The sequence below is a fragment of the Ornithinicoccus sp. genome (assembly GCF_057176825.1).
On record NZ_CM169976.1, the window covers coordinates 3,413,573 to 3,438,854 of the forward strand.

19 protein-coding genes, 1 tRNA gene and 2 pseudogenes are annotated in these 25,282 nt (G+C 73.1%); 7 read left to right on the plus strand and 15 right to left on the minus strand.

Features of this window, described 5'->3' with window-relative positions; all coding sequences use genetic code 11:
- Window positions 1–5: 5 nt before the first annotated feature.
- Window positions 6–1,070 carry an SGNH/GDSL hydrolase family protein gene (locus AC1QRC_RS17055; RefSeq protein WP_484204444.1) on the plus strand — a complete coding sequence of 355 codons (1,065 nt, stop codon included), beginning with the start codon at window positions 6–8 and terminating at the stop codon, window positions 1,068–1,070.
- Window positions 1,071–1,147: 77 nt separating this feature from the next.
- Window positions 1,148–2,371: an acetyl-CoA C-acetyltransferase gene (locus AC1QRC_RS17060; protein WP_484204445.1), complete on the plus strand. Its 1,224-nt coding sequence runs from the start codon at window positions 1,148–1,150 to the stop codon at window positions 2,369–2,371.
- A 102-nt stretch (window positions 2,372–2,473) separates the two neighbouring features.
- Here the strand turns inward: AC1QRC_RS17060 and AC1QRC_RS17065 are convergent, their stop codons facing one another.
- Genes AC1QRC_RS17065 through AC1QRC_RS17075 form a run of 3 tightly spaced genes read right to left on the minus strand, consistent with a single transcriptional unit; the run spans window position 2,474 to window position 4,947 of the window.
- Window positions 2,474–3,703 (minus strand): MFS transporter, encoded by a 1,230-nt coding sequence (locus AC1QRC_RS17065; RefSeq protein WP_484204446.1) that lies wholly within the window; start codon window positions 3,701–3,703, stop codon window positions 2,474–2,476.
- Between the two features lie 58 nt (window positions 3,704–3,761).
- Entirely contained in the window at window positions 3,762–4,067 is a 306-nt protein-coding gene (locus tag AC1QRC_RS17070; RefSeq protein WP_484204447.1) for a hypothetical protein, read from the minus strand.
- A 1-nt stretch (window position 4,068) separates the two neighbouring features.
- Window positions 4,069–4,947 (minus strand): Bax inhibitor-1/YccA family protein, encoded by an 879-nt coding sequence (locus AC1QRC_RS17075; RefSeq protein WP_484204448.1) that lies wholly within the window; start codon window positions 4,945–4,947, stop codon window positions 4,069–4,071.
- 173 nt (window positions 4,948–5,120) lie between these two features.
- Between AC1QRC_RS17075 and AC1QRC_RS17080 the strand changes: the two genes are divergently transcribed.
- Window positions 5,121–7,658: a M14 family zinc carboxypeptidase gene (locus AC1QRC_RS17080; protein WP_484204449.1), complete on the plus strand. Its 2,538-nt coding sequence runs from the start codon at window positions 5,121–5,123 to the stop codon at window positions 7,656–7,658.
- Window positions 7,659–7,690: 32 nt separating this feature from the next.
- Window positions 7,691–8,107, plus strand: a complete 417-nt coding sequence (arfB, locus tag AC1QRC_RS17085) for an alternative ribosome rescue aminoacyl-tRNA hydrolase ArfB (protein WP_484206674.1) — start codon at window positions 7,691–7,693, stop codon at window positions 8,105–8,107.
- A gap of 21 nt (window positions 8,108–8,128) precedes the next feature.
- On the opposite strand, the gene AC1QRC_RS17090 is transcribed toward arfB, so the two are convergent.
- A complete protein-coding gene (locus AC1QRC_RS17090) occupies window positions 8,129–9,634 on the minus strand; it encodes a helix-turn-helix transcriptional regulator (protein ID WP_484204450.1) in 1,506 nt (501 codons plus the stop codon).
- A 165-nt stretch (window positions 9,635–9,799) separates the two neighbouring features.
- Between AC1QRC_RS17090 and AC1QRC_RS17095 the strand changes: the two genes are divergently transcribed.
- On the plus strand, window positions 9,800–10,900 hold the full coding sequence (locus AC1QRC_RS17095; RefSeq protein ID WP_484204451.1) for an ABC transporter substrate-binding protein: 1,101 nt from the start codon (window positions 9,800–9,802) through the stop codon (window positions 10,898–10,900).
- A gap of 17 nt (window positions 10,901–10,917) precedes the next feature.
- Here the strand turns inward: AC1QRC_RS17095 and AC1QRC_RS17100 are convergent.
- From AC1QRC_RS17100 to mfd, 11 genes and pseudogenes are all read right to left on the minus strand, one after another.
- Window positions 10,918–10,991 (minus strand) — tRNA-Leu (locus tag AC1QRC_RS17100).
- Window positions 10,992–11,019: 28 nt separating this feature from the next.
- Window positions 11,020–11,842 (minus strand): annotated as a pseudogene (locus AC1QRC_RS17105) (uracil-DNA glycosylase).
- Window positions 11,842–12,468 (minus strand): GrpB family protein, encoded by a 627-nt coding sequence (locus tag AC1QRC_RS17110; RefSeq protein WP_484204452.1) that lies wholly within the window; start codon window positions 12,466–12,468, stop codon window positions 11,842–11,844. Before AC1QRC_RS17110 ends, AC1QRC_RS17105 begins: the two are co-directional and overlap by 1 nt.
- Window positions 12,465–13,418: a Ppx/GppA phosphatase family protein gene (locus AC1QRC_RS17115; RefSeq protein ID WP_484204453.1), complete on the minus strand. Its 954-nt coding sequence runs from the start codon at window positions 13,416–13,418 to the stop codon at window positions 12,465–12,467. The genes AC1QRC_RS17110 and AC1QRC_RS17115 overlap by 4 nt, the downstream gene beginning before the upstream one ends.
- Window positions 13,415–13,975, minus strand: coding sequence for a DUF501 domain-containing protein (locus tag AC1QRC_RS17120; protein ID WP_484204454.1), 561 nt, complete (start codon window positions 13,973–13,975; stop codon window positions 13,415–13,417). The genes AC1QRC_RS17115 and AC1QRC_RS17120 overlap by 4 nt, the downstream gene beginning before the upstream one ends.
- Window positions 13,959–14,417 (minus strand): FtsB family cell division protein, encoded by a 459-nt coding sequence (locus AC1QRC_RS17125; RefSeq protein WP_484204455.1) that lies wholly within the window; start codon window positions 14,415–14,417, stop codon window positions 13,959–13,961. The genes AC1QRC_RS17120 and AC1QRC_RS17125 overlap by 17 nt, the downstream gene beginning before the upstream one ends.
- 116 nt (window positions 14,418–14,533) lie before the next feature.
- Window positions 14,534–15,824: pseudogene (gene eno, locus AC1QRC_RS17130) on the minus strand (phosphopyruvate hydratase).
- Between the two features lie 160 nt (window positions 15,825–15,984).
- On the minus strand, window positions 15,985–16,923 hold the full coding sequence (locus tag AC1QRC_RS17135) for a TrmH family RNA methyltransferase (protein ID WP_484204456.1): 939 nt from the start codon (window positions 16,921–16,923) through the stop codon (window positions 15,985–15,987).
- Window positions 16,923–17,837 carry a nucleoside triphosphate pyrophosphohydrolase gene (locus AC1QRC_RS17140; protein ID WP_484204457.1) on the minus strand — a complete coding sequence of 305 codons (915 nt, stop codon included), beginning with the start codon at window positions 17,835–17,837 and terminating at the stop codon, window positions 16,923–16,925. The genes AC1QRC_RS17135 and AC1QRC_RS17140 overlap by 1 nt, the downstream gene beginning before the upstream one ends.
- A 90-nt stretch (window positions 17,838–17,927) precedes the next feature.
- A complete protein-coding gene (locus AC1QRC_RS17145) occupies window positions 17,928–18,479 on the minus strand; it encodes a hypothetical protein (protein ID WP_484204458.1) in 552 nt (183 codons plus the stop codon).
- Window positions 18,480–18,492: 13 nt separating this feature from the next.
- Window positions 18,493–22,122: a transcription-repair coupling factor gene (gene mfd, locus AC1QRC_RS17150; RefSeq protein ID WP_484204459.1), complete on the minus strand. Its 3,630-nt coding sequence runs from the start codon at window positions 22,120–22,122 to the stop codon at window positions 18,493–18,495.
- A gap of 116 nt (window positions 22,123–22,238) precedes the next feature.
- Between mfd and AC1QRC_RS17155 the strand changes: the two genes are divergently transcribed.
- Both AC1QRC_RS17155 and AC1QRC_RS17160 read left to right on the plus strand, forming a co-directional pair.
- A complete protein-coding gene (locus AC1QRC_RS17155) occupies window positions 22,239–24,425 on the plus strand; it encodes a TPM domain-containing protein (protein ID WP_484204460.1) in 2,187 nt (728 codons plus the stop codon).
- A 109-nt stretch (window positions 24,426–24,534) separates the two neighbouring features.
- Window positions 24,535–25,257 carry a PspA/IM30 family protein gene (locus AC1QRC_RS17160; RefSeq protein ID WP_484204461.1) on the plus strand — a complete coding sequence of 241 codons (723 nt, stop codon included), beginning with the start codon at window positions 24,535–24,537 and terminating at the stop codon, window positions 25,255–25,257.
- Window positions 25,258–25,282 lie beyond the last annotated feature (25 nt).

The window sequence follows — 25,282 nt, forward strand, 5'->3', positions numbered from 1 at the left end:
GGGTCATGAGCAGCACACCACTGGCACGAGGGATCGCCGTCAGGGCCGCCTACGGGGGCGGCACCCTGGCGGCTGCCGGCCTGCTCGGCGTCGGCCTGCTCCGGGCCCAGGTCTCCATCGCCAAGCACATCATCGGGGACACCTCGGGGTTCGCCTACGACGACGAGGGCAGCTACGGGGCCGGGTTCGGGGAGCCCCACCGGATCCTGGTGCTGGGGGACAGCACCGCGGCCGGGGTCGGCGCGGGCAGCGCCCAGCACACGATCGGGGCCACCATCGCCACGGGTGTCGCCGCGCTCAGCGGGCGGCCCGTCGAGCTGCGCAACGTCTCCCGCAGCGGCGCGACCTCGCCCCAGCTGATCGCCCAGGCCGACCGGGGCCTGGCCGCGATGGCCGACCCTGAGGTGGTCGTCATCATGATCGGCGCCAACGACGTCAAGGAACGGGTCGACCAGGACTACGCCGTGCGGTGCCTGGCCGAGACCGTCAGCCGGTTCCGCGCTGCCGGCGCCGAGGTCGTCGTGGGCACCTGCCCCGACATGGGCACCGTCCGACCCATCCCGCAGCCGCTGCGCTCGCTGGTGCAGCGGTGGAGCCGCGGACTGGCCGCCGCCCAGACCATCGCGGTCGTCGAGGCCGGGGGGCGCAGCGTCTCCCTGGGGGACCTGCTGGGCCAGGAGTTCTGGGAGCAGCCGGTCGAGCTGTTCAGCGAGGACCGGTTCCACCCCTCCGCGGCCGGGTACGCCCGTTGCGCCGCCGCGCTGCTGCCCAGCGTCTGCGACGCCCTGGGCATGCTCACGGCCGACACCGGCCGGGCGCCGGACCACCAGCGTGGGGAACGCCTGGAGCCGCTGGCCGCGGCGGCCGCCCGGGCGGCCCGTGAACCGGGCAGCGAGGTCAGCGCCGTCCAGACCCAGGGCCACGGCCGGCACGAGCGCAGCCGATGGGCCCAGTTGCTGCGCCGGCAGGGCACCGACCTGCCCCGGGCCGGCGACGGCAGCACCCCCGACGCGTTGAGCACCGCGGACCCGACCACCGGCGCCGGCGAGGACAGCGCCGACCGCGGCTAACGGCATACCCCGTCGTCGCCCCGGGTGGCCACGCCTAGACTCCTCGGTAAGACCACCCCAGCAACCCCGGAGGACCCATGCCTGAGGCCGTCATCGTCGCCGCCGCCCGCACCCCCATCGGACGGGCCTTCAAGGGGTCCCTGGCCTCGGTCCGTCCCGACGACCTGGCCGCGGGCGTGATCCGCGCGGCCCTGGAGCAGGTGCCCGAGCTCGACCCGGCCCAGGTCGAGGACCTCTATCTGGGCTGCGCCGAGCCGTGGGCCGAGCACGGATCCAACATGGCCCGCGTGGTGGCGACGCTGCTCGGCCAGGACGGGCTGCCCGGGTCCACCATCAACCGGTTCTGCGCCTCCTCGGTGCAGACCACCCGGATGGCGTTCCACGCGATCAAGGCCGGCGAGGGCGACATCTTCGTCAGTGCCGGCGTCGAGTGCGTCTCCCGCTACGCCGACTTCTCGGGGGCCGGCGGCAGCAAGGCCGAATGGCAGAACCCGGCATTCGCCGATGCCCAGGCCCGCAGCGGCGCCATCGCCGCGTCCAACGAGACGTGGACCGACCCGCGCGAGCAGGGGCTGCTGCCGGACGTCTACCTGGCGATGGGGCAGACCGCCGAGAACGTCGCCACCTCCCGCGGCATCAGCCGGGACCGACAGGACGAGTGGGGCGTGTCCAGCCAGAACCGCGCCGAGGCCGCCATCGCCGCGGGCGTCTTCGAGCGGGAGATCGCGCCGGTGACGCTGCCCGACGGCACCGTGGTGAGCACCGACGACGGTCCCCGCGCCGGGGTCACCCTGGAGAAGGTGTCGACCCTGCAGCCGGTGTTCCGGGAGACCGGCACCATCACCGCCGGCAACTGCTGCCCGCTCAACGACGGCGCCGCCGCGCTGGTCGTGATGAGTGACACCAAGGCCAAGGAACTGGGGATCACGCCACTGGCCCGCGTCGTCTCCACCGGCGTGTCCGCGCTGTCGCCGGAAATCATGGGCCTGGGCCCGGTCGAGGCCTCCCGCCAGGCGCTGGCCCGGGCAGGCATGACGATCGCGGACATGGACCTGTATGAGATCAACGAGGCGTTCGCCGCGCAGGTGCTGCCCTCGGCCGACGACCTGGGTATGGACTTCGACAAGCTCAACGTGCACGGCGGCGCGATCGCCCTGGGGCACCCGTTCGGCTCCACCGGCGCCCGGATCAGCACAACGCTGATCAACGGGCTGCGCACCCACGACGGCCAGTTCGGGCTGGAGACCATGTGCGTCGGCGGCGGCCAGGGCATGGCGATCGTCCTGGAGCGACTGTCCTAACAGGTCTCGCAGCGGGTGGCTCGCCCATGTCCGGGACGTCGTAGCGGGTTTGCCGGGTTTTGCCGGCAGCCCGCAGCCCAGCGGGCGCCGCCGCGGATGCGGTCAGCCCTGGGGGGCGACCGCCTCGTGCCCAGGGTCCTGGCCGGCCTCCGGGCCCGGAACGTCCCGCGCCCCCAGCGAGTTCAGCGCACGCGGCCCCAGGTAGGCCTCGGCCGCGACGAGACCGGCGAAGACCAGGCAACAGGCGGCCCAGGGGAGGTGGTCATAGATCACGCCGGCCAGCAACCCCCCGGCTGCCGAGCCGAGGAAGGCGGCGTTGCCGATCAGGCTCATCGCCAACCCCACGCGTTCGCCGGCGGACTCGGTGACCGCGGCGTCGGTGATCGGACCCACCGCCGCCCAGGCCGCGCCGGTCAGGACCCACAGCACGGCGATCACCACCGGATTCGGGGCCACAGCCAGGGATCCGGCGCACACGGCGGAGGCCAGGCTCGCGACGACGAAGGTCACCCGGCGACCGAACCGGCGGACCAGGCCATGAAGGGGTCGGGGCAGGACAGTCATCGCGACGCCCCCGGGGAGGAAGACCAGCGCGATCTGGTGGACCTCCAGGTCGAAGGACCGTTGCAGGTGCAGGAGCAGCAACAACCCGACGCCGGCCGCGGCGAGGCCGGAGAGCGCCTCGGTGGCCAGCACCACCCGGAACCGGGCGATCCCACCAGGCAGGCTCCTCGGCTGTCGGCGTGGTTGCCCGGCCCGTCCGGCCGAGAGCAGGATGCCCGAGCCGACCAGGCACAGCAGTGCGAGCACCAGGTACACCCCGCGGAAGTCCAGCGCAGGGAGCAGCACCATCGCCGGAACCCAGAAGAACCACGACCCGAAGGCGACCGCGGAGTAGAGCGAGGCATACACCCCGTCGTCCTGGGCGAGGTACTCGCCGACGATGGTCCGGACCGTCACCCAGAAGACCGCTCCCCCGGCGCCTCCAACAGCGGCCGCCGCGTAGGCCAGGTCGAAGGTCGGGGTCAGGGCGTACCCGGCGAGGCTGAGCCCGAACAGGCCCGCTCCGAAGGCGGCGACCCGGGGCCGGTTGTGGGTGTCGGCGAGCCGGCCCGCGATCGGCCGCGCGACCACCGAGGCGACCAGTTCCACGGCCAGCAGGATGCCGATCGCCGTCCCGGACGCTCCGAAGACCGCGCCCGCCCACAGCGGCACCAAGAAGTCGAGGATCTCGCCGGAGCCGCCGATCAGGATGGCGGCGCGGGTTGCCGCTCGTCTGCCGCCGGGCACTGGTGCGGGCGCGGAGCCCCGCAGCACCCCCCGCTCGTTCATGCGCATCATCGTGGCGGCGTCGCGGCCCGCCCACCAGTGACAGGTGTCACCCAGTCCCTCAGAGCCCGCGCCGCAGGGCGGTGAGGCGCGCGGCGAGGTCCTCCACCGGCAGGCCCGCGTGCTCGTGGTCGTAGACCATTACCTTGAGCTGTTCCAGTAGCACGGCCGGGCCCAGGTCGGGGACCTCGAGCAGCTCCCGCCCCTCGGCGGCAGCGACGCCGTCGGCGAGCGACTGCACCAGCTCACGCACCACCGGGGCACGAGAAAGCGCGTGGTCCAGCGGCAGCTGCTGCCACCGCCGGACCACGCGCTCCAGCTCGGTCCCGACCGTCTCGCGCGCTGCCGCACCAGAGGCCGGGGTCACGTCAGTCGCTCTGCAGGATCGCGAAGAGACGCAGGAACTCGATGTAGAGCCAGACCAGGCTGGCGATCAGCCCGTGGCCCATCAGCCAGGAGTACTGCTCCGGGGCCCCGGCCTTGAGGCCGCGGTCGATGGAGTCGAAGTCCACGGCCAGCGAGTAGGACGCCAGGCCGACACCCAGCAGGGACACCAGGATCCCCAGCGGGCCGCCGTAGATGCCCCAGCCGTCGCCGAAGCCCATGAAGCTCGCACCTAGGTTGACCAGCAGGAACACCAGGTAGCCCATGGCCATCATGCCGAAGATGCGGCGCGACTTGCTGGTGACCTTGATGAAGCCGATCTTCCAGGCCAGGAACATACCGGCCGCCGTGGCCATGGTGGCGACCACGGCCGTGGTGACCACGCCGCTGTACATGTCATTGAAGGTCACGCTCACCGCGCCGAGGAAGGCACCCTGCAGCACGGCGTGCACCAGGATCAGCGGCACGCTCACGGTCTTCTTGAACGCGATCGCGAAGCTCAGGCCGAGGGAGCCGAACATCCCGAGCAGCCAGATCGGCATACCAAGCTCGGGCTGGGCGCCCACGACGTTCCACGACAGGGCCGCGGTCGCGACCACGACGCCGAAGATCATCAGCGACTTCATGACCACGTCGTCGATGGTCAGACGACCCGTCTGTGCGGGACCGGCCGGCGGCTGCTGGTACATCTGCTCCAGCTGCTGCGGGCTCATCGTCTCGGACGGGCCGGGCTGGCCCGTCGCGGTGGCCGGCGCGGGGTACCCCTCGTGGCGGGGGCCCTGCGGGGCCTGCTGCGGGGTGCCGAAGCCGGCGTACCCCTGAGTTTCCTTGTCGATCCGGTTGAATACCGGGTTGGTTGCCATGCGGCCCTCCTGAGGGTCGGCAAGAGTCACGTCTGTCACAGTCTAGAGCGTGCGGGGACGTCCCGGTGTTCCCATCCGACACAACTTTCCCTTGGCCCCTGTCGGTGGCTCGGGATAGCCTGCTGGGGCCAGGGGTTGGGGGACCCGCCGTTTTGCGCAGCGAAGGAGCAGGTATGCCGTCCGTCCGGTCGCGTGGACCGCGTGCCCTCGGTGCTGCCCTGGTCCTGGGGCTCGTGGCCACGGGCGCACCGACGGTGGCCAGCGCTCCCGGGGCCTCCGCCCAGGCCCCGCTCGTACTGCCCACGGACCGCGCGGTCCAGGACGACCCGGTGGGCTACCCCCGCCAGCAGCAGCTCCCGGTGCCCCCGGAGGACCCGACCGACGCCTCCATCAAGCTCGGCCTGACGCCCTACCACGAGATCGCCCCCCGGCTGAACGAGCTGCAGGTGACCTCCAACCGGGTCAGCGCTGAGGTGATCGGCAGCACGGTCACCGGCCGGGAGCTCTACCTGGTGACGCTGACCGCCCCGGAGACCCCGGATGAGTCGGCCGCCCAGGACCGGATGAGGGACAAGATCGTCGCCAAGCCGGCCCACGCGGCGAACGACCGCCGCCTGCGGATCGAGTACAAGACCCCCGTCTTCCTCAACAACAACATCCACGGCAACGAGTGGGAGGGCACCGACGCGGCGCTGCGCCTCATCGAGGAGTACGCGACGAGCAACGACCCCGAGGTCGCCGAGATCCTGGAGACCAACCGGATCTACCTGGTGGTCAGCGCGAACCCGGACGGTCGCCACGGCAACACCCGGGCCAACGCCTCCGGCTTCGACCTGAACCGCGACTTCATCACCGCGACCCAGCCGGAGACGGTCGCGATCCGGGACGCGCTGGTGCGCACCCAGCCGCTGGTGATGCTCGACCTGCACGGCTACGTCAACGGCACGCTGATCGAGCCGACGACGCCGCCGCACGGGGAGAACTACGAGTACGACCTGTTCATCAAGCACGCCTACCCCAACGGCCTCGGGATGGAGGGGGCCGTCAACGCCCTGGGCTACACCCCCCGCGACGACGGGGTGAACGCCCCGCAGATCCCGTTCCGGGACTGGGACGAGGGCTGGGACGACTGGCCGCCGATCTTCACCCCGCAGTACGCCGCGTTCCACGGGGCGGTCTCGCACACCATCGAGATCCCGCTGCGGGTCAACAACGCCGACTACAACCTCCCCGAGGAGGAGTTGCAGCGGCGGTCGGCGATCAACACCGACATCGCGCACGCGGCGATGACCTCCTCGATCTCGTATGCCGTGGAGCACCGTGAGGAGTTGCTCGCCGACCAGATCGAGATCTTCCGCCGGGGCCAGGCCGGGGAGCCGCAGACCCCGGTCAGCGAGGAGCTGTTCCCCGAGATCGGGGAGGAGGACGTCTACCTCACCGACTACCCGCGCGGCTTCGTGATCCCCGCCGGGGACGACCAGCGGTCGGCACCAGCAGCCGCCCGCCTCGTGGAGCACCTGATCGCCAACGGCGTCGAGGTCCACCTCACGCGGGGGTCGCAGACGATCGACGGGACGACCTACCCGGCGGGCAGCTACGTGGTCGACATGCACCAGTCCCGCCGCGGCCTGGCCCACACGATCCTGGGGGCCGGCACCGACATCTCCGACCGGGTCGACGCGATGTACGACATCTCCGGCTGGAGCCCCGGTCTGCTCTGGGGCGCCGACGTGGTGCGGGTGCCGGAGGACGCGACGCTGCGGGTGCAGGGACGCCCGATCACCGAGGCACAGCCCACCGGCGGGGTCACCGGGGACGGCGACCTGGTGCTCGCGCTGGACGACCCGGCCGACGTGGCCGCGCTCAACTCCCTGTTCGACGCCTCCGTCGCGGTCGAGTTCCTGGACGACGGGTCGGTGCTCGATCGCCGCGGAGGACCGCGCCCAGGCCGACCGTGTCGCCCGGGACTTCGGGGTGGACCTGACCGCGGCACCCGAGGACGGCGCGGGCGAGTCGCTGGAGCGGATGACGGTCGCCGTCGCCGCCGGGGCCGACGAGCGGTGGGCCCTGGAGGAGATGGGCTTCGACATCGTGCCGGTCAGCCCCGCGGTGCTCAACGACGGGTTCGACTGGTCCGAGGTGGACTCCCTCTACGTCGCCTCCGGGTTGACCTGGGAGGCCCTGGAGGACGACGCCCGCGACGACCTCACCCGCTTCCTGGCCGACGGCGGCGGCCTGGTGGGCCGGGACCGCGCCGGCGCCGACCTCAACTCCGCCATCGACCTCATCGAGGCCGACCTGGTCCGGGGGCGCGGCGACGCCAACGGCGTGGTCGCCGTGGACAGCGCCGAGAGCGCCATCGCCGCGGGCGCCACCGCCGACACCTTCGTCTACTCCCCCGCGTGGTTCACCGGTCTCGGCGAGGGTGTCACCGCCGAGCAGACGTATGCCGAGGAGGGCCCCCTGGTCAGTGGGCACTGGCGGCCGGCCGCGGACGGCACCGGCGGGCCGGAGGACGCCCAGGGCCAGGCCGTCGTGGTCAGTGGCGTCTCCGCCTCGGGTGCCGGGGTGGTGCTGTTCGGCAGCCAGCCGCTGTTCCGGGCCCACCCCAAGGGCCAGTACCCCCTGGTGGCCCGCGCCCTGATCTGGTCCACCACCCAGGGCTGAGGACCGTGCCGTGGCCCGTGGAGCACAGCCCGGGTCCGACCTGAGGGTGCCGCCCGGTCCCGGGCTGGCCGAGGGGATGGTCATCCCGGCCGGCGAGCTGCTGGAACGGTTCTCCCGCTCCTCCGGGCCCGGCGGCCAGGGCGTCAACACCACCGACAGCCGGGTCGAGCTGGTCTACCGCCCCGACTCCTCCATCGCGGTCGCCGAGCTGCGTGAGAACGTCCGGGACCGGCTGCTGCGCAACCTCGCGCCCCGGTTGACCGCGGGACAGCTGGTGGTGGTGGCCTCCGAGCACCGCGCCCAGCGGCAGAACCGGGTCGCCGCGCGGCAGCGGCTCATCGACCTGCTGCGGGGCGCCGCCGCACCCCCGCCGCCTCCCCGCCGCGCCACAAAACCGACCAAGGGGTCCCAGCGGCGCCGGCTGGAGGCGAAGCGGCAGCGTGGCGAGGTCAAGGCCGGTCGCGGCCGGGTGCGGCGCGACCCCGCCGGGTGAGCAGCGTGCTTCGGGACCTTCCTAGGCGCCCTCGCGCCGCTGGTGCTCGCGCGGGCTGATGCCGTGCGTGGCGGTGAAGGCGTTGGAGAAGGCCGACGGGCTGGCGTAGCCGAGGCGGCGGGCAATGAGTCCGGGTGGGTCGCCCACCCTGAGCAGCAGGCGGGCGATGTCCATCCGCAGCATGGCGCGCCAGGCCGGGAACGTCGCTCCGGCCTGGTCCCTGAACTCCTGACCCAGCGCACGGGGCGTGGTGTCGAGGTGTGCCGCCCAGTCAGCGAGTGAGCGCCCGTCTGCAGGGTCGTGGCGCAACGCCGCGGCGATGGTCGCCACCGCTCCAGTCAGCCCGTCGGCGAGGCTGTCGTCGGTCGCGAACTGTTGGCGGAACAACTCGTCGGTGAACCCTCCGGCGCCGCTCTCGGGGCGCAGCAGCGTGTACTCGGCGAGGGTCGTGTGCAGCAGGAAGCCCTCGTCCTCGGGGCCGAAGGAGTAGATGGTCAGGTCCTCGACCCGAGGGCTCGTGCGCGCCCTGCGGTCTCCCAGCGGCAGCAGGATGGAGCCGGCTGCCGCCTCCACGCTGATCGACAGCCCTCCCGGGCACCACACGGCCTGGCCCTGACGCAGGCGCACCTCACGGGACCCGATGCGCACCTCAGCCTCTCCGCGGTGCATCCACAGCAGCACGTGGAGGTCGTTGATCCGGTTCCAGATGCGCCACGGTGGGATGGGTGGCGGCGCGGGCCGCAGTCCGTCCGTGGACCAGGCGGCGGCGTGCCGGGCCAGATCCGAGGCCGGGGCCGCGGCGGTCCCCGAGTGCTGTCGGCCGCGGTGCTCGCGCCGGTAGTCGCGCGGGGTGCAGCCGACGACCTTGCGGAAGGCCTTGGTGAACCCTGCCGGGGTGGCGTACCCCACCGCCCGCCCCGTCGAGGCGACCTCGTGACCGTCGGCGAGCAGGACGGCGGCCGCGGCGACGCGGGCGCGGGCACGCCAGGCCGAGAAGGACAGGCCCGTCTCGCGGAGGAACTGGCGCTGCAGGGTCGACACGGCGATGCTCTCCTGCACGGCGAGGGAGCGCAGCGAGGTCGGGACCTCGGGCGCGCGCAGCAGGGAGCGCGCGACCCGTCTCGCCTCGCGGGAGTGCGGCAGGGCGGGCGCGATCGTGGGGGCGACGGGGCCCTGGCCGGCACCGCCCCCCGAGAGCAGGCCGAGCAGTGCGGCGCCACCCGGGTGGGGCTCGCGATGGTGCCAGCTCTGCATGAGGGAGGACACGAGCCAGTCGTCCCACCCGGGCGGAATCGGCAGCACCTGCACGTCGGCCAGCGCGTGAGAGGCGCGAGCCGTGTGGAGGAGGAACGGGAGGACCACCGCGCCGGGGTCGGTGCGCGTGCGATGCCGGACCCCGGGAGGCACCCAGATGGCCTCGCCGGCCACGAGTCGCTGAGCGCACCCCTCGGTCTCGACGGTCGCGCTGCCCGTGTGCACCCACAGCAGCACCGCGGCACGCTCCTCGGTGATCGGGCCCGCGAGCACCGCCGGGATCGCACGATCCGGCGCCAGGTCCGTGTGCCCGATCAGCTCAGCACCCCCTGCCCCGAAGCAATGTGAAGACGTTGACACGGGAGGATAACCCCACGGGGTTAGGCAAGGCTAATCTGAGCCCGCATCCCACCCGTGAGCACGAGAGGCCCCCGCTGCATGACTATGCCCATCACCCGTCGACGTCTCTCCAGGCCCCTGGCCGTGCTGCTCGGTGCCGCGCTCATCCTCACCGGATGCGCCGACAGCGAGGCAGACCCGGACGACGCGCCGACCGCCGCCGCGCAGCAGGACAACGCCGAGCCCACCGGATCGGACGACGCCGCGGGCGACACCGGCGACGACGCGGAGCCCACCACCTCGGAGCCGGACACCTTCCCCGTCACCATCGACACGGCATACGGCGAGATCACCGTGCCGGAGAAGCCCCAGCGGATCGTCGCCCTGGGGGCGGGCTACGTCGAGCTGCTCACCCTGCTCGACGAGGAGCCGATGGCCTACGCGCAGTACCTGTCGGACAAGGAGGCGCTGGTCGCCGAGTCCCCGTGGCTGGAGGGCGCCGACATCGGGGACCCCGACCCGTCACTCTTCACCGCGGAGTACAAGCCCGCGACGGAGGCGATCGCCGCGCTCGATCCCGATCTCATCCTGGCGGACATCTGGCAGGTCGACGAGCAGACCTACAGCCAGCTCTCCTCGATCGCTCCCACCTATACGGGCATCGAGTCGGACTGGTGGACCGGCTGGCAGGACAACCTGACCGCGCTCGCCGCACTGACCGGCAACCCTGATGATGTCGTGGGCGAGGTCGAGGCCGACCTGGACGCTGCGCTCGCCTCTGCCGCCGAGCGGCTCCCCGGGCTGGAGGGCAAGACCTTCTCGGTGATCCGGTACTCCCAGGGCGAGTTCGTGTACGGGCCGCAGGGGGCTGCCGAGCTGATGGCCCTGGGCCTGGAGCCGGCCGAGGACCAGCCGACCGACCTCGCCGATGACTCCCTGAGCTTCTCGCGCGAGAACATCGACCAGGTCACCGCCGATGTCGTGATCATCGCGGTCCTGGGTGACCCCACCGGCCAGTCCGAGCTGGAGGACGACCCCCGGGTCGCCGCGTTGCCCTCCTCCCAGAACGATGCGCTGTTCTTCTTCGACCCGACGCTGGCGGGCGCGATCAACCCGGTGAGCCCCGCGAGCCTGACGTGGTGGCTCGAGGAGTTCGTGCCCTCGCTGGAGGAGTCTGCGCTGAACGCGAGCCGCCGCTAGCACGGGCGGCGGCGAAGTGCCCCCGACGGGATTCGAACCCGCACTGGGCCCATTTTAAGTGGGCTGCCTCTGCCGGTTGGGCTACGGGGGCACGGTCAGGCTACCCGGCCGCCCGCGGCTCACAGCCTGGCGATCACCGCGTCCAGCATCTCCTCGGTGAGCCTGCCGGTGAAGGTGTTCTGTTGGCTCACGTGGTAGCTGCCGAGCAGCCGCACCGGATGCCCGTCCGGAGTGACCAGGGCGGCCTCGGCGCCGTGCCCGAAGCGCGGTTTGGGTCGGGGCACGCTCCACCCCAGCCCCCGCGCTGCAGCGAGCGTGGCGTCCCAGCCGATGGAGCCCAGCGCGAGGATGGAGCGCAGGTGCGGGCCGGACAGCTCCAGGTCCCGCGACAGCCACTGCCCGCAGGTGGTCCGCTCCTGCGGGGTCGGCCTGTTGGCCGGCGGGGCGCACCGGGCGGCCGCCACGATCCGTATGCCGTGCAGCACCATCCCGTCCCCGCTCGCGACGCTGGTGGGCTGGCTGGCGTAGCCGGCCCGGTGCAGCGCGGCGTAGATCCAGTCCCCGCTGCGGTCGCCGGTGAAGATCCGTCCGGTCCGGTTGGTCCCGTGTGCGGCCGGCGCCAGCCCGACGACGAGGACGGGCGCGGCCGGGTCCCCGAAGCCCGGGGCCGGGGCGGCCCCAGTAGGGCTGGTCGGCGAAGGAGGCGCGGCGTCCCGAGGTGGCCACGGACTCGCGCCACCGGACCAGCCGCGGGCAGGCACGGCATACGGACACCATGGCGTCCAGCTCGGTCACGGTGCCGGCGGACCGCGCCAGCCGTCCCACCCGCGCGGCCGTCCGGGCGACCGGGGTGTCCGCGTCCGCAGGGTCTCCCGGCCATCCCGTCCCGGCCGGGACCGGTGAGTCGAAGGGTTGCCCGGTGACCGGGTGCGGGTCGGCCATCAGCCCAGTGACGGGTAGCCGGCGGCGGCGTCCGCGGCCAGGGCCCGCCCGTAGATCTCGTGGATCAGCGCGGCCTTGGCGTTGTTGTATTCGAAGACGTAGTCGAAGTCGCGGCAGGCCAGCTCGGTCTTCAGCGTGCCGTAGGCCTCCCGGTCCCAGTCGTTGGTCCGGAGCCAGTCCCGGAACAGCCGGTGGCGGCGCCACTCCGCGGCGGGCTCGAGGGAGAAGACGTGCAGGTTGCAGTGCACCCCGGGCCCCTTCAGCACCCGGTGCTGGAACCAGTCGGGCTCGCGGATCACGAGGCGGTAGCCGGCCGACTCCAGGGCGGGCAGCCAGGCGTCCTCGTCGGAGGAGTCCGCCACGACCAGGTCGACGTCGATGACCGGCTTCGCCGCGAGACCGGGGACACTGGTGGAGCCGATGTGTTCCACCCGGAGCACCTGCTCCGTCAGCGCCGCCCGGATCCTGCGCTCCTCCTGCCCGAAGGCCTCCGGCCACAGCGGGTCGTAGGGCACCACGGGGATGCGGCGGCCGGCCTGGGCTGGCGGCTCCCCCACGGTGGCCTCCCGCGTGCCGGCCAGGGTCGCCGGCTCGAACGGCGGGAGCGCCAACGGGTGGGGGCTCATCGCAGCGGGGCCACCTGGGAGAGGGCGATGCCGTCGAGGATGTCGTGCTCGGACGCCCGCACGGTGGTGATGCCGGCGTCCCGCTGGACCTGCTGGATCACGGTGCGCCAGACCAGCGCGCCGGCACCGATGACGTCCACCCGGCCCTCGTGCATGTAGGGCAGGGCGGCCCGTTGCGCCCTGGTCATCCGGACCAGGTCGGAGCACGCGGCGATCGCCTCCTCGACGTCGAGCACGGCGCCGTGGATCCGCTCGGGGCGGTAGCGGTCCAGGCCCAGTGCGTGGGCGGTGACCGTGGTCACCGAGCCGGCGAGCCCGACCAGGGTGCGCACCCCGGAGAAGTCGACCGCTTCCCCGGCCCGGCCGGCCGCCATGGCGATGTCACCCAGGGCCGGCCACACCTCCTCCTCCGTGGGCGGATCGCTGTGCAGGTGCCGCTCGGTCATCCGGACGCAGCCGATGTCGACCGACAGGGCCGCCTCGACGGACTCGCCGCCGCGGACGAACTCGGTGGAGCCCCCACCGATGTCGACCACCAGGAAGGGGGCCGCGACCCCCTCGGAACGCAGGTCCCCCGTCGCCCCGGTGAAGGACAGGGCCGCCTCCTCCTCGCCCGAGACGACCTCGGGCGTCGTGCCGAAGTCGCCGAACGCCTGCTGCACTCCGGCGACGAAGTCGGCGGAGTTCTCCGCGTCGCGGGAGGCGGACGTGGCCACGAAGCGGACTGAGGCGCAGCCCGCAGCCGTGCAGTCGGCCGCGTAGCGGCGGGCCGCGGCCAGGGTGCGCTCCATCGATTCCGGCGCGATCCGGCCGGTGGCGTCCACCCCCTGCCCCAGCCGGACGATCTCCATCTGCCGGCTCACCTCGGTCAGCGCCCCGTCCGGGGTCACGTCCGCGATGAGCAGCCGGATCGAGTTGGTGCCGCAGTCCACGGCGCCGACGCGCGTCATACCGGTCCTTCCGTCGTCCCCTCGGGGTCGGTCAGGTCACTGCAGCACCCACCCTCCCACCAGGGCGGCAGTGCCGCGAGCGCCTCGTCGCCCAGCGGGTTGATGCCCGGCCCCACCGCCAGGGAGTGCGCGACCAGCACGTGCAGGCACTTGACCCGGGTGGGCATCCCCCCGGCGGAGACCCCCTCGATCTCGGGCACCTCGCCCAACTCTGCCCGGCGCGCCAGGTAGTCACGGTGCGCCTCGGCATACCGTGCGGCGAGGTCGGCGTCCGTCGCCAGCCGCTCGGTCATCTCCCGCATCATCCCGGCGCTCTCCAGGGTGGAGATGGCCCCGGTCAGCCGGGGGCAGGTGGCGTAGAACGAGGTGGGGAACGGCGTGCCGTCCGGCAGTCGCGGCTCGGTGCGCACCACGTCGGGGCACCCGCACGGGCACCGGTGCGCCACGGCCACCACGCCGCGGGGCACGCGGCCGAGCTGGGCGGCGACGACCGCCAGGTCCTCGTCCGTGGGGTGCTGCGGGCCGATGGTGCCGGGGTGGTCAGGGTTGGCCGGCACCGTCGTCCTCGGGCACGCCCTCGTTGGCGGTCACCACCGACTCCCAGACCTCGCCGTACCAGGGTCGGTTCTCGTGCACCTCCGTGGTCACCGCCGCCATCCCCGGCAGCGGCTCGGTGAGCTGCTCGCCGGTGTCGTCGAGCACCGTGAACACCGTCTCGCCGGGCTGGACGAACCGTAGCCGCTGGCGGGCCTCCCGCTCGACGGTCTCCGGGTCCTGCCAGGCTTCGATCTGCTCCTCCAGGGTGGCGATCCGCTCCTCCTCGGCGGCGACCGCCTGCTCCATCCGGGTGATGTCGGCCCGTTGCTCGATGTAGCCGCGCAGCGTCGGGGTCAGGAACAGCGCGAGGAACCCGACGAGGACCACCAGGATGCCCAGGCGCCACACGTGCGGCGGGGCGGACCGGCGGGCCCCGGTGCCCGTGCCCGCCTGCGGGCGCACCGGAGCACCCGTCGCAGGCCGGGTGCCGGCCTGGTTGCGGGTGCCCCGGGAGCGCGGCGCGGGGCGGGTCCTGCCGCCGCGCCCCGGTCCCCTGCTGGATGCCATCACGGGTGCGCTCAGCCCTCCTTGCTGCCGAACCGCGGGAAGGCGCTGGCCCCGGCATACACCGCGGCCTCGTCGAGCTCCTCCTCGATCCGCAGCAACTGGTTGTACTTGGCCACCCGCTCGCTGCGGGCGGGGGCACCGGTCTTGATCTGACCACAGTTGGTGGCCACCGCCAGGTCGGCGATGGTGGTGTCCTCGGTCTCCCCGGAGCGGTGGCTCATCATGCAGCGGTAGCCGTTGTGCTGGGCCAGCGCCACCGCGTCCAACGTCTCGGTGAGGGTGCCGATCTGGTTGACCTTGACCAGCAGGGCGTTGCCGACACCGTCGGTGATGCCGCGCTGCAGCCGGGTCGGGTTGGTGACGAACAGGTCGTCGCCCACCAACTGGACCTTGTCGCCGAGACGGTCCGTGATGGCCTTCCAGCCCTCCCAGTCCTCCTCGTTGAGCGGGTCCTCGATCGAGACCAGGGGGTAGGCGTCGACCAGCTCGGCGTAGTAGTCGATCATCTCCGTGGCGGACTTGGCGCCGCCCTCGAAGGTGTAGCTGCCGTCCTCGAAGAACTCGCTGGCGGCGACGTCGAGCGCGAGGGCGATGTCGCTGCCTACGGTGTATCCGGCCTTGCCGATGGCCTCCACGATCAGGTCCAGGGCAGCCCGGTTGGAGTCCAGGTTGGGGGCGAACCCGCCCTCGTCGCCGAGACCGGTCGCCAGACCGCGGTCCTTCAGCACCGCCTTGAGCGCGTGGTAGACCTCGGTGCCCCAGCGCAGGGCCTCGCGGAAGGACGCGGCCCCGATCGGGGCGATCATGAACTCCTGGATGTCGACGTTGGAGTCGGCGTGCGACCCGCCGTTGAGGATGTTCATCATCGGCACCGGCAGCAGGTGGGCGTTCGGCCCGCCGACGTAGCGGAACAGTGGGAGCCCGGCCGAGTCCGCGCCCGGCCCGGGCGACCGCCAGGGAGACCCCGAGGATCGCGTTGGCGCCCAGCTTGCCCTTGTTGTCCGTCCCGTCCAGGTCCAGCATCGCGGCGTCGACCAGCCGCTGCTCGCTGGAGTCCAGCCCGACGAGCTGGGGCTCGATCTCCTCCATGACGGCATCGACCGCCTCCTCGACCCCCTTCCCGAGGTAGCGCCCGGAGTCCCCGTCACGGCGCTCCACCGCCTCGAAGGCGCCGGTCGAGGCGCCGGAGGGGACCGCGGCACGCCCGACGGTGCCGTCGTCGAGGCCGACCTCGACCTCGACGGTGGGGTTGCCGCGCGAGTCGAGGATCTCACGGGCGATGATGGCGTCGATGCTGGCCACGGTTGGTCTCCTTGGACGTCAGGACACGAGGTGGTTCCGAGCGTAGCCGCCCGAGACCCCGCGCCGCGGCACCGACCCTCGCCGCGGGCCAGATTGTCGGCCGTGGCCCGGGCCTCAGCCCCGCTTCACCCCGGAACCCGGCGCGACCGGGAAGCTTCCCCTACGGAGCGCAGGATGATCGGGTGACCCGAGAATCCTGTGACGCGAGGCGCTGGTGCAGGGCCTCGTGCAGCACCAGGGAGCCGGCGGTGGCGGCGTTCAGCGAGCTGGCGGTGCCGACCATGGGGATCCGCAGCACCACGTCGCAGGCCTCGCGCCAGGCGCGCGTCATCCCGCGGGTCTCGTTGCCGACCACGACGAGGGTGGGTCCGGTGAGGTCGGCCTCGCGCAGCGGCACGGTGCCGGTCTCGTCGGTGCCGACGACCGTGTATGCCGTGCCGGCCGTCCGCCGCGCCGTCACCCAGTCCAGCAGGTCCCGGTGGGAGTCGACCCGCACCGTCGGCAGGCCGAAGACGGAGCCGGTGCTGGCGCGGACGCTGCGCGGGTCGTAGGGGTCGGCCGCGTGTCCGGACACCACCAGGCCGGTGCCGCCGAAGGCGTCCAGGGACCGGGTGAGCGTGCCGATGTTGCCCGGGTTCCCGGGCCGGTCGAACACCGCGACCAGCGGCGGCCACGGACCGGGAGGCCCCGGGGCCCCCTCCATGGACTCCCGCTGCGCCGGCGTGTCCAGCCGGTCCAGGTCGTCAGGGGGCAGTTCCAGGACGAGCACCAGCTCGGGCGGCTCGGACTCCTCCCGCTCCCCCAGCTCGGCGAGCAGCTCCGGCGCCAGGAGGGCGCGGGTGCCACCGGCCGTCTCCCAGACCTGTTGCGCCCACCCCGAGCGGGACCGGCCCGGCGGCAGGTCGGCGCCCAGCACCGCCTGCACCGGCCAGCCGGCCTCCAGCGCCATGCGGATCGGGCGCACCCCCTGGACCAGGAAGGTCCCCGACCGGTTGCGGGCGCTGCGGTTGGTCAGCAGCGCGGCCCACTGCTGGAACGTGGCATTGCGTGCGCCGACCCGCAGCGGACGAGGCCCTCCCGTCTGCCCGCGGCGTCCCATCACTGCTCCCCGAAGTCCTGCTCGCGCAGCTCACGGAGCAGTGCGCGGAGCTCGGCCGCAGGGTCGATGCCCTGCTCCCTGGCCCCCAGGACCACGCCCATGAGCGCCGCGCCGGTGTCGGCGGTGTCGCCATGGGGTCCCCGGGCACGCTCGGCCACGAGGTCACGCAGCCAGGCGCCGTGTCCGGCCCGCTCCAGGCGGGTGGCGACCTTCCCGGCGCGGGCCAGCTCGGGCATGGCGGCCGGGATGCCGTCCAGCAGGTGCTCGCGGTGCGGCTTCTCCTCGGCCTTGATCTGCTCCCAGTTCGCCTCGACCGCGGCGGCGTCGGCCGCGTCGACCTGCCCGAACACGTGCGGGTGACGGCGGACCAGCTTGGCGACGAGCGCTGCGGCGACGTCGTCGATGTCGAAGCCCTCGGCCTCGTCCTCATCGGCGACCCGGGCCTGGAAGAGGACCTGCAACAGCACGTCGCCGAGCTCCTCGACCATGTGCTCACGGTCGCCGCCCTCCAGCGCCTCGACCGCCTCGTGCGCCTCCTCGACCAGGTAGGGCACCAGCGACGCGCGGGTCTGCTCGGCGTCCCAGGGGCAGCCGCCGGGTGAGCGCAACCGGTCCATCACCGCCACCGCGTCCAGCAGCCGGGAGCCCGGCTGGTCCCAGGCCCCGATGAGCACCTCGATCTCGGGGGCGTCACCGCCGCCGGCGACCTCGGCGGCCAACGCGTCGGTCAGGCCGGGGTCGGCGTCGGGGGACCCCACCCACACGACGTGACGCCCGCCCGCAGCCCCCTCCAGCAGGTGCCGGGCCAGCGCCGTGGCGTCGCTGTGGGGTGCGGTCTCGACGCGGACACCGGCGTCGAGCGAGCGCCTTCGGCTGGGCCGCGGCGGTGTCGCGGGCCAGCACCGTGTCGGCACCCTCAAGCGCCTGCCAGGCCTCGCGGGACAATAGCCCCGGCGCGATCCGGGGTGTGGTCAGCAGCAGGCTGAGCCGGGAGGTCGGCCGGTTCAGTTGCCAGCCCCCGTGTCCTCGGAGCCGGCCTCCTCCGTGCCCACCTCACCGATCCAGTCGGGCAGCTGCGGGACGACCGCCCCCGCGGCGGCGTCCCAGGTGCCGTAGCGCGGGTTGATCTCGACCTCGACGGCCTCCACGGCTGCCTGCACCTCGGCCGGGTCCAGCGACTGGGCGGAGCCCTCGAAGATCCGGCCCCGGGCGAAGTCCAGCAGGAGCGGACTCGGGTCGGACACGTCCACCTCCTGGAACTGGCTGATCAGCGCCGCGTCGGTCAACGAGTGACCCTCGAAGAAGGGCTCCAGCGCGGGTGCCTTGGCCAGCGAGGCGAGCATGGTCTGCGGGGTCTCCTGCTGCTGGGCGAAGCTGTTCCACTGCTCGGCCGCCTCGTGCAGGTCCGCCTGGGAGACGACCTCGCCGTCGATCCTCGCGGCGTAGTCGGTCGTGGCGGAGCCGCAGCCGGACAGCAGGAGGGTCGCGGTGGCCGCCGCGGCCACCAGGACGCGGGGCCGACGGGACCGGGCACGGGGCAGTTCTGCACGCTTCACGGCGCCCATCATGTCATCCCCTGCCGGAGGCTGCGGCACCGGCGGACGCCGCCGTGGCGCCCGCGGTGATGTCGTCCAGCAGCACGGCCCGCACCAGCTGGGTGGCCCAGTCCAGGACCGCCCCGTCGCGCAGCGGCTTGCCCCCGACCCGGGCCGTCTTCGGCGCCGGCACCAGGATGGTGCGGACCGCGGGCTTGATGATGGTGCCCGGGTAGAGCCGGTTCAGCCGCAGCTGCTGGCTCTCCCGCAGCGGGCCGACGGGGCCGAACCGGATCGAGGAGCCCTGCACCCCGATGTCGGCCACCCCGGCCTCGCGCGCCACGGTGCGCAACCGGGCCACGTCCAGGAGGGTCTGCACCGGCGCCGGCGGCGGACCGTAGCGGTCGACCAGCTCGGCCTCGATCTCGGCGACCTCGCCGTCGTGCCGGACCTGGGCCAGCTTGGTGTAGGCCTCCAGCCGCAGACGCTCCCCGGGCACGTAGTCGTGCGGCAGGTGGGCGTCGACCGGCAGCTCGATCTTGACCTCGACCGGTGCCGTGTCACCCTCGCCCTTGAAGTCGGCGACGGCCTCCCCGACGAGGCGCACGTAGAGGTCGAACCCGACGCCGGCGATGTGCCCGGACTGCTCCCCGCCCAACAGGTTGCCGGCGCCCCGGATCTCCAGGTCCTTCATGGCCACCGCCATGCCCGAGCCCAGGTCGGTGTGCGAGGCGATGGTCTGCAACCGGTCGACGGCGGTCTCGGTGAGCGGCTTCTCCGGCGGGTAGAGGAAGTAGGCGTAGGCGCGGTCCCGCCCGCGGCCCACGCGTCCGCGCAGCTGGTGCAGCTGGGACAACCCGAGCTGGTCCCCGCGCTCCACGATGAGGGTGTTGGCGTTGGAGATGTCCAGACCGGTCTCCACGATCGTCGTGCACACCAGCACGTCCAGGCGCCGCTCCCAGAAGTCCAGCACGACCTGCTCCAGCTGGTGCTCCCCCATCTGACCGTGCGCGACCCCGACCCGGGCCTCCGGCACCAGGTCCCGGATCCGTGCGGCGGCCCGCTCGATGGAGGAGACCTTGTTGTGCACGTAGAACACCTGGCCCTCGCGGAGCAGCTCGCGCCGCACGGCCGCCGCGATCTGCTTCTCGTCGTAGCCGCCGACGAAGGTGAGCACCGGGTGCCGCTCCTCCGGCGGCGTGGCCAGGGTGGACATCTCGCGGATGCCGGTGACCGCCATCTCCAGGGTGCGCGGGATCGGGGTCGCCGACATGGCCAGCACGTCGACGTTGGTGCGCAGCGCCTTCAGCTGCTCCTTGTGCTCCACCCCGAAGCGCTGCTCCTCATCGATCACCACCATCCCCAGGTCCTTGAAGCGGACCGCCGAGGACAGCAGCCGGTGGGTGCCGATGACCAGGTCGACCGACCCGTCGGCGACCCCGGCGATCGTCTCCTTCGCCTCGGCGTCGGACTGGAACCGGGACAGGGCCCGCACCACGACCGGGAACTGGGAGTACCGCTCGGAGAAGGTCTGGAAGTGCTGCTGCACCAGCAGCGTGGTCGGCACCAGCACCGCCACCTGCTTGCCGTCCTGGATCGCCTTGAACGCCGCCCGGACCGCGATCTCGGTCTTGCCGTAGCCGACGTCCCCGCAGATCAGCCGGTCCATCGGCACCGGCTTCTCCATGTCGGCCTTGACCTCGTCGATGGAGGACAGCTGGTCCGGGGTCTCCACGAAGGCGAAGGCGTCCTCCAGCTCCCGCTGCCACGGGGTGTCCGGTCCGAAGGCGTGCCCGGAGGTCGCCATCCGGGCGCTGTAGAGCCGGATCAGCTCCCCGGCGATCTGCCGGACGTGCTTCTTGGCCCGGGACTTGGTCTTCTGCCAGTCCGCGCCGCCGAGCCGGTGCAGCGTCGGGGCCTCCCCGCCGACGTACTTGGTCACCTGGTCCAGCTGGTCGGTGGGCACGTACAACCGGTCCGGGGCCTGGCCCCGCTTGGACGCGGCGTACTCCAGCACCAGGTACTCCCGGGTCGCGCCCTGCACGGTGCGCTGGGCCATCTCCAGGAACCGGCCGACACCGTGCTGCTCGTGCACCACGTGGTCACCGGGCCGCAGCTGCAGGGGATCCACCTGCGCCCGGCGGCGCGACGGCATACGGCGCATGTCCCTGGTGGAACCGCCCGAGCCCACCTGGCCGGTGAGGTCGGTCTCCCCGACGACCACCAGCCCCGCGCCGGGCAGCACGAAGCCCCGGCCGACCGAGCCCGTCGTCACGTGCACCATCCCCGGCCCCAGGTCCCCCAGCGGCGTGTCCAGCCGGTGCGGCACCTCCCGACCGGCGAGCACCTCGGCCACCCGTCGGGCCAGGCCGGCCCCCTCGAGCGCCAGCACGACCCGCTGGTCCTGCTCGAGCCAGGCGCGCAGGTCGGCGACGACGACGTCGGTGTCGCTGCGGTATGCCGTAACCCCCGTCGAGGGCACGTCCAGCGGGAGCGCGGTGTCGTCCGCGTCGGTGGTCCCCCCGGCCTCGGCCGCCAGCTCGCTGTCCGCGGCGAAGGAGGTCAGCGTCCACCAGGGCCGCCCGGTGTCCAACGCGTGCTCCCGGGTCTGCCCCAGGCTCCAGTAGGAGGCGGTGCCCAGCACCTGCTCGAGGTCCACCGGGGTGGCCGAGGATCCTCCGCCCGCGGCCGCGGCCCAGCTGGCGCCGAGGAACTCCCGGCTGGTCTCGACCAGGTCGTGGGCCCTGGTGCGCACCCGCTCGGGGTCCAGCACCAGCACCCGGGTGCCCTCGGTCAGGCAGTCCAGCACCGACTCCATGCCGTCGACCAGCGCCGGGGCCAGCGACTCCATCCCCTCGACGGCGATCCCCTCGGCCACCTGGGCGAGCAGGTCCGCGACCCCGGGGAGCTGCCCGGCCAGGGCGGCGGCCCGTTCCCGCACCTCGGGGGTGAGCAGCACCTCCCGGCAGGGCGGGGCCCAGAGCCCGTGCGGCGCGATCTCCAGGGACCGCTGGTCGGCGACCTTGAACCAGCGGACCTCCTCGACGGTGTCCCCCCAGAATTCCACCCGAAGCGGGTGCTCCTCGGTCGGGGGGAACACGTCGAGGATCCCGCCGCGGACCGCGAACTCGCCCCGGCGCTCGACCAGGTCGGTGCGGACGTAGGCCGCGGCCGCCAGGGCCTCCACGACCTCCTCCAGGGGGCGCTCGGCACCGGCCTGCAGCTGCACCGGCACCAGTTCACCCAGCCCCCGGACGATGGGCTGCAGCACGGCCCGGACCGAGGCGATGACCACGCGCAGCGGCCCGTAGGACGGGTCCTGCGGGTCGGGGTGGGCCAGCCGGCGCAGCACCGCCAACCGCCGGCCCACCGTGTCGCTGCGGGGGCTCAGCCGCTCGTGCGGCAGCGTCTCCCAGCTCGGGAAGGTGGCCACTGTGTCGGCAGGCAGGTAGTCCGCCAGCGCGGCGGCCAGGTCGTCGGCCTCCCGCCCCGTCGCGGTCACGGCGAGCACCGGGGCCCGCTCGGACAGCGCCGCGACCAGCGACGGGCGCAGGCCGGGGGTCACCGAGACGTCGACCAGCGACTCCCCGGCGGCGGCCGCCTCGAGCGCCGACGCGACGCCCGGGTCACGGGTGATCGTCCCCAGGAGGGGCAACAGGTTCATGGGTCTCCCGGTGTGAGTTCTCGGCGTCCCAGCGTACGCGCCGGGACGGACGGGCCGGCCCCGACTAGGCTGACCGGGCAGAGGGAACCCACCGGCCACCGCGAGGCGTTGCCGGGGTGGATCCGGACGAGGAGGAGTGCAGGGTGCTGACGGTGATGGGGAGCAGGGCGGCTCGGGCACGCTGGTATGCCGTGTGGCCGGCACTGCTGTCCGTGCTCGCGCTGTGGGCGGTCACGCTGGGCGCCCCGAGCGCCGGGGCGGAGGAGCCCGCGAACCTGGAGGACCAGATCCACGACACCGCCGGGGTGCTGTCCGGGTCCGAGGGCGAGGTGCAGGACGCCCTGGACGAGCTGCAGGACGACGCGGGGCTGCAGCTGTGGGTCGCCTACGTCGACTCCTTCGACGGTCTGACGGGGGCCGAGTGGGCCGAGCAGACCTTCGCCGCCTCCCAGATGGGCGGCAACGACGTGCTGCTGGCGGTCGCCGTGCAGGACCGGGCCTACTCCACCTGGACCACCGAGCAGAGCGGTCTGACCCCGGAGGGGATGACCGTGGTCGAGCAGGACTTCATCGAGCCCGCCCTTGGTGGCGACGACTGGGCCGGTGCCGTGGTCGCCGGCGCCGAGGGACTGGCGGAGGTGCTCAACGACCCGCCCGAGGCCGGCGGCTCGGGGGGCTCTGGGGGCACGGGCGGCTCCTCCGGGTCCTCGGGAGGATCCTCCTCCGGCGGCGGGCTGGACGTCCCCTGGTTCTTCCTCGTCCCGGCGGGGGCGATCGGGGCCTCCATGCTGATCAGCGCGCGGGGCAAGCGGGCCGCCCAGCGACGCCCCGCCCCGCCCGGCGGCATGCCGACCGAGGGGGCCGACACGCAGGGCGTCCCGACCCAGGAGCTGGAGCGCCAGGCCGCCGAGGCACTGGTCGGGCTGGACAACGCCGTGCGGTCGGCCGACGAGGAGCTGGCCTTCGCCGAGGCGCAGTTCGGCCAGCAACGCACCGAGCACTTCCGGTCCGTGCTCGAGCACGCCAAGGAGCAGGCCCGGCAGGCGTTCGCGCTGCGCCAGCAACTGGACGACGACCAGGAGGAGCCCGAGCCCGTCGCGCGGACCATGCTCGGGCAGATCATCACCCTGTGCAGCGGCGCGCGGGCCGCCCTGGAGGAGCGCGCCGAGGAGTTCGCCCGGCTGCGCTCGCTGGAGGACCGGGCGCCCGAGTTCCTGGAAGAGCTCGCCGGGCACGCGGAGGAGGTGCGGGGCCGGTTGCCGGTGGCCGACCAGCAGATCAGGGGACTCTCCGCGCGCTACCCGGCCCAGGCCCTGGGCACCGTGAACCGGCAGTTGCAGCAGTCCGCCCAGCTGCTGGAGAGCAGCGAGGGGTTTATCGCCACCGGCCGGGAGTCCGTCGCCGGTGGCGACCGAGCCTCGGCCGTCGCGGCCGCCCGGGCCGCCGAGGAGGCGATCGGCCAGGCCGTCCGGCTGCTCGACGCCATCGACCGCGCCGGTGAGGAGCTGGCCAACTCCCAGGAGGCCCTGGCCCAGGCGATCGCCTCGATCAGCTCCGACATCCGCGACGCCGGTCGCCTGGCACCCAAGGACTCCACGGTGCAGAGCGCCGTGGCCCGTGCCCGCGAGGCCGTCCAGCAGGGGCAGGACGCCGGCAATGACGGGGACCCGCTGGCCGCGCTGGCCGCCCTCGACGCCGCCGAGTACCAGTTGGACACCCTGCTGGACCCGCTGCGCGACGCCGAGTCGCAGCGGGCCAAGGTGCGCATCGACTTCGACCAGCGGGTGCAGCGGGTGGGCGCGCGGCTGCGCAGCATCGACGAGACGATCGGCACCAGCCGGGGGGCGGTCAACTCCTCCGCCCGCACCCGGATCTCCGAGGCGCTGCGCCTGTTCGACCAGGCCCAGGCGGCCGCCGGCACCGACCCGTCGCAGGCGTCCGGCCTGCTCAACAGGGCCGAGCAGTTGGGCGAGCAGGCCCTCTCGGAGGCACAGCAGGACGTCGACCGGTTCGGCGGCACCGGTGGCACCACCGGCACCCGGCGCTCCGGCGGGATCGACCCGCTCTCCCTCATCCTGGGCGGCATCCTCTCCGGTGGCGGCCGTCACCACGGCGGCTGGGGTGGCGGACACTCCGGCAGTTGGGGCGGAGGCGGCAGCTGGGGCGGAGGCGGAGGCGGCGGCTTCGGGGGCGGTGGCGGTTTCGGGGGTGGCGGTGGGCGGCGGGGGCGGCGGCTTCGGCGGGGGTGGTGGCCGCTTCTGACCGTGCTGACACCCGAGGGGGAACCATCGGCCACCCGATAACGTCCACCTAACGAATCCTGACCACCACGACCCGGAGCCTGGACACTCACCGACGAGCCAGGCCCACGACCCGGCAGCCACCCGAGGGGTCTGCCCGAGAGGACACACCATGACGCAGAAGCAGACGATCCTGGGCCGTATCAGCCAGTTGGCCAAGGCCAACATCAACGCCATGCTGGACCGGGCCGAGGACCCGGAGAAGATGCTGGACCAGCTGGTCCGCGACTACACCAACTCGATCGCCGAGGCCGAGGAGGCCGTCGCCCAGACCATCGCCAACGTGCGGATGGCCGAGGCCGACCTGCGCACCGACGAGGAGGCCGCCCAGGAGTGGGGCCGCAAGGCCGCCGCCGCGTCGGCCAAGGCCGAGCAGATGCGCTCCTCCGGCGACACCGCCGGGGCCGACAAGTGGGACAACCTGGCCAAGGTCGCGCTGGGCCGCCAGATCGGCTTCGAGAACGACGTCAAGAACGCCCGCCCGGCCATCGAGCAGCAGAACGCCACGGTCGAGCAGCTCAAGTCCGGCCTGACCACGATGAAGACCAAGCTGGAGGACCTGAAGTCCCGTCGGGGCACCCTGGTCGCCCGCGCCCGCAGCGCGGAGGCACAGAGCAAGGTCCAGGAGGCCATGAGCTCCATCGACGTGATGGACCCGACCAGCGAGCTGTCCCGCTTCGAGGACAAGATCAAGCGCGAGGAGGCCCTGGTCCAGGGCCGCGCCGAGGCGCAGTCCACCCGGATGGAGGACGCCTTCGACGAGCTGGAGAGCAGCGACGACGACGCCGAGATCGAGGCTCGCCTGGCGGCCCTGAAGAACCCGAACCAGGGCTGAGCAGCACCCACCACCACAGCGCCGC

Coding starts and splice junctions, on each gene's coding strand:
- AC1QRC_RS17055 (WP_484204444.1), top strand. CDS start 6: ATGAGCAGCACACCACTGGCACGAGGGATCGCCGTCAGGGCCGCCTAC.
- AC1QRC_RS17060 (WP_484204445.1), top strand. CDS start 1,148: ATGCCTGAGGCCGTCATCGTCGCCGCCGCCCGCACCCCCATCGGACGG.
- AC1QRC_RS17065 (WP_484204446.1), bottom strand. CDS start 3,703: ATGAACGAGCGGGGGGTGCTGCGGGGCTCCGCGCCCGCACCAGTGCCC.
- AC1QRC_RS17075 (WP_484204448.1), bottom strand. CDS start 4,947: ATGGCAACCAACCCGGTATTCAACCGGATCGACAAGGAAACTCAGGGG.
- AC1QRC_RS17080 (WP_484204449.1), top strand. CDS start 5,121: ATGCCGTCCGTCCGGTCGCGTGGACCGCGTGCCCTCGGTGCTGCCCTG.
- arfB (WP_484206674.1), top strand. CDS start 7,691: ATGGTCATCCCGGCCGGCGAGCTGCTGGAACGGTTCTCCCGCTCCTCC.
- AC1QRC_RS17095 (WP_484204451.1), top strand. CDS start 9,800: ATGACTATGCCCATCACCCGTCGACGTCTCTCCAGGCCCCTGGCCGTG.
- AC1QRC_RS17110 (WP_484204452.1), bottom strand. CDS start 12,468: ATGAGCCCCCACCCGTTGGCGCTCCCGCCGTTCGAGCCGGCGACCCTG.
- AC1QRC_RS17115 (WP_484204453.1), bottom strand. CDS start 13,418: ATGACGCGCGTCGGCGCCGTGGACTGCGGCACCAACTCGATCCGGCTG.
- AC1QRC_RS17135 (WP_484204456.1), bottom strand. CDS start 16,923: ATGGGACGCCGCGGGCAGACGGGAGGGCCTCGTCCGCTGCGGGTCGGC.
- mfd (WP_484204459.1), bottom strand. CDS start 22,122: ATGAACCTGTTGCCCCTCCTGGGGACGATCACCCGTGACCCGGGCGTC.
- AC1QRC_RS17160 (WP_484204461.1), top strand. CDS start 24,535: ATGACGCAGAAGCAGACGATCCTGGGCCGTATCAGCCAGTTGGCCAAG.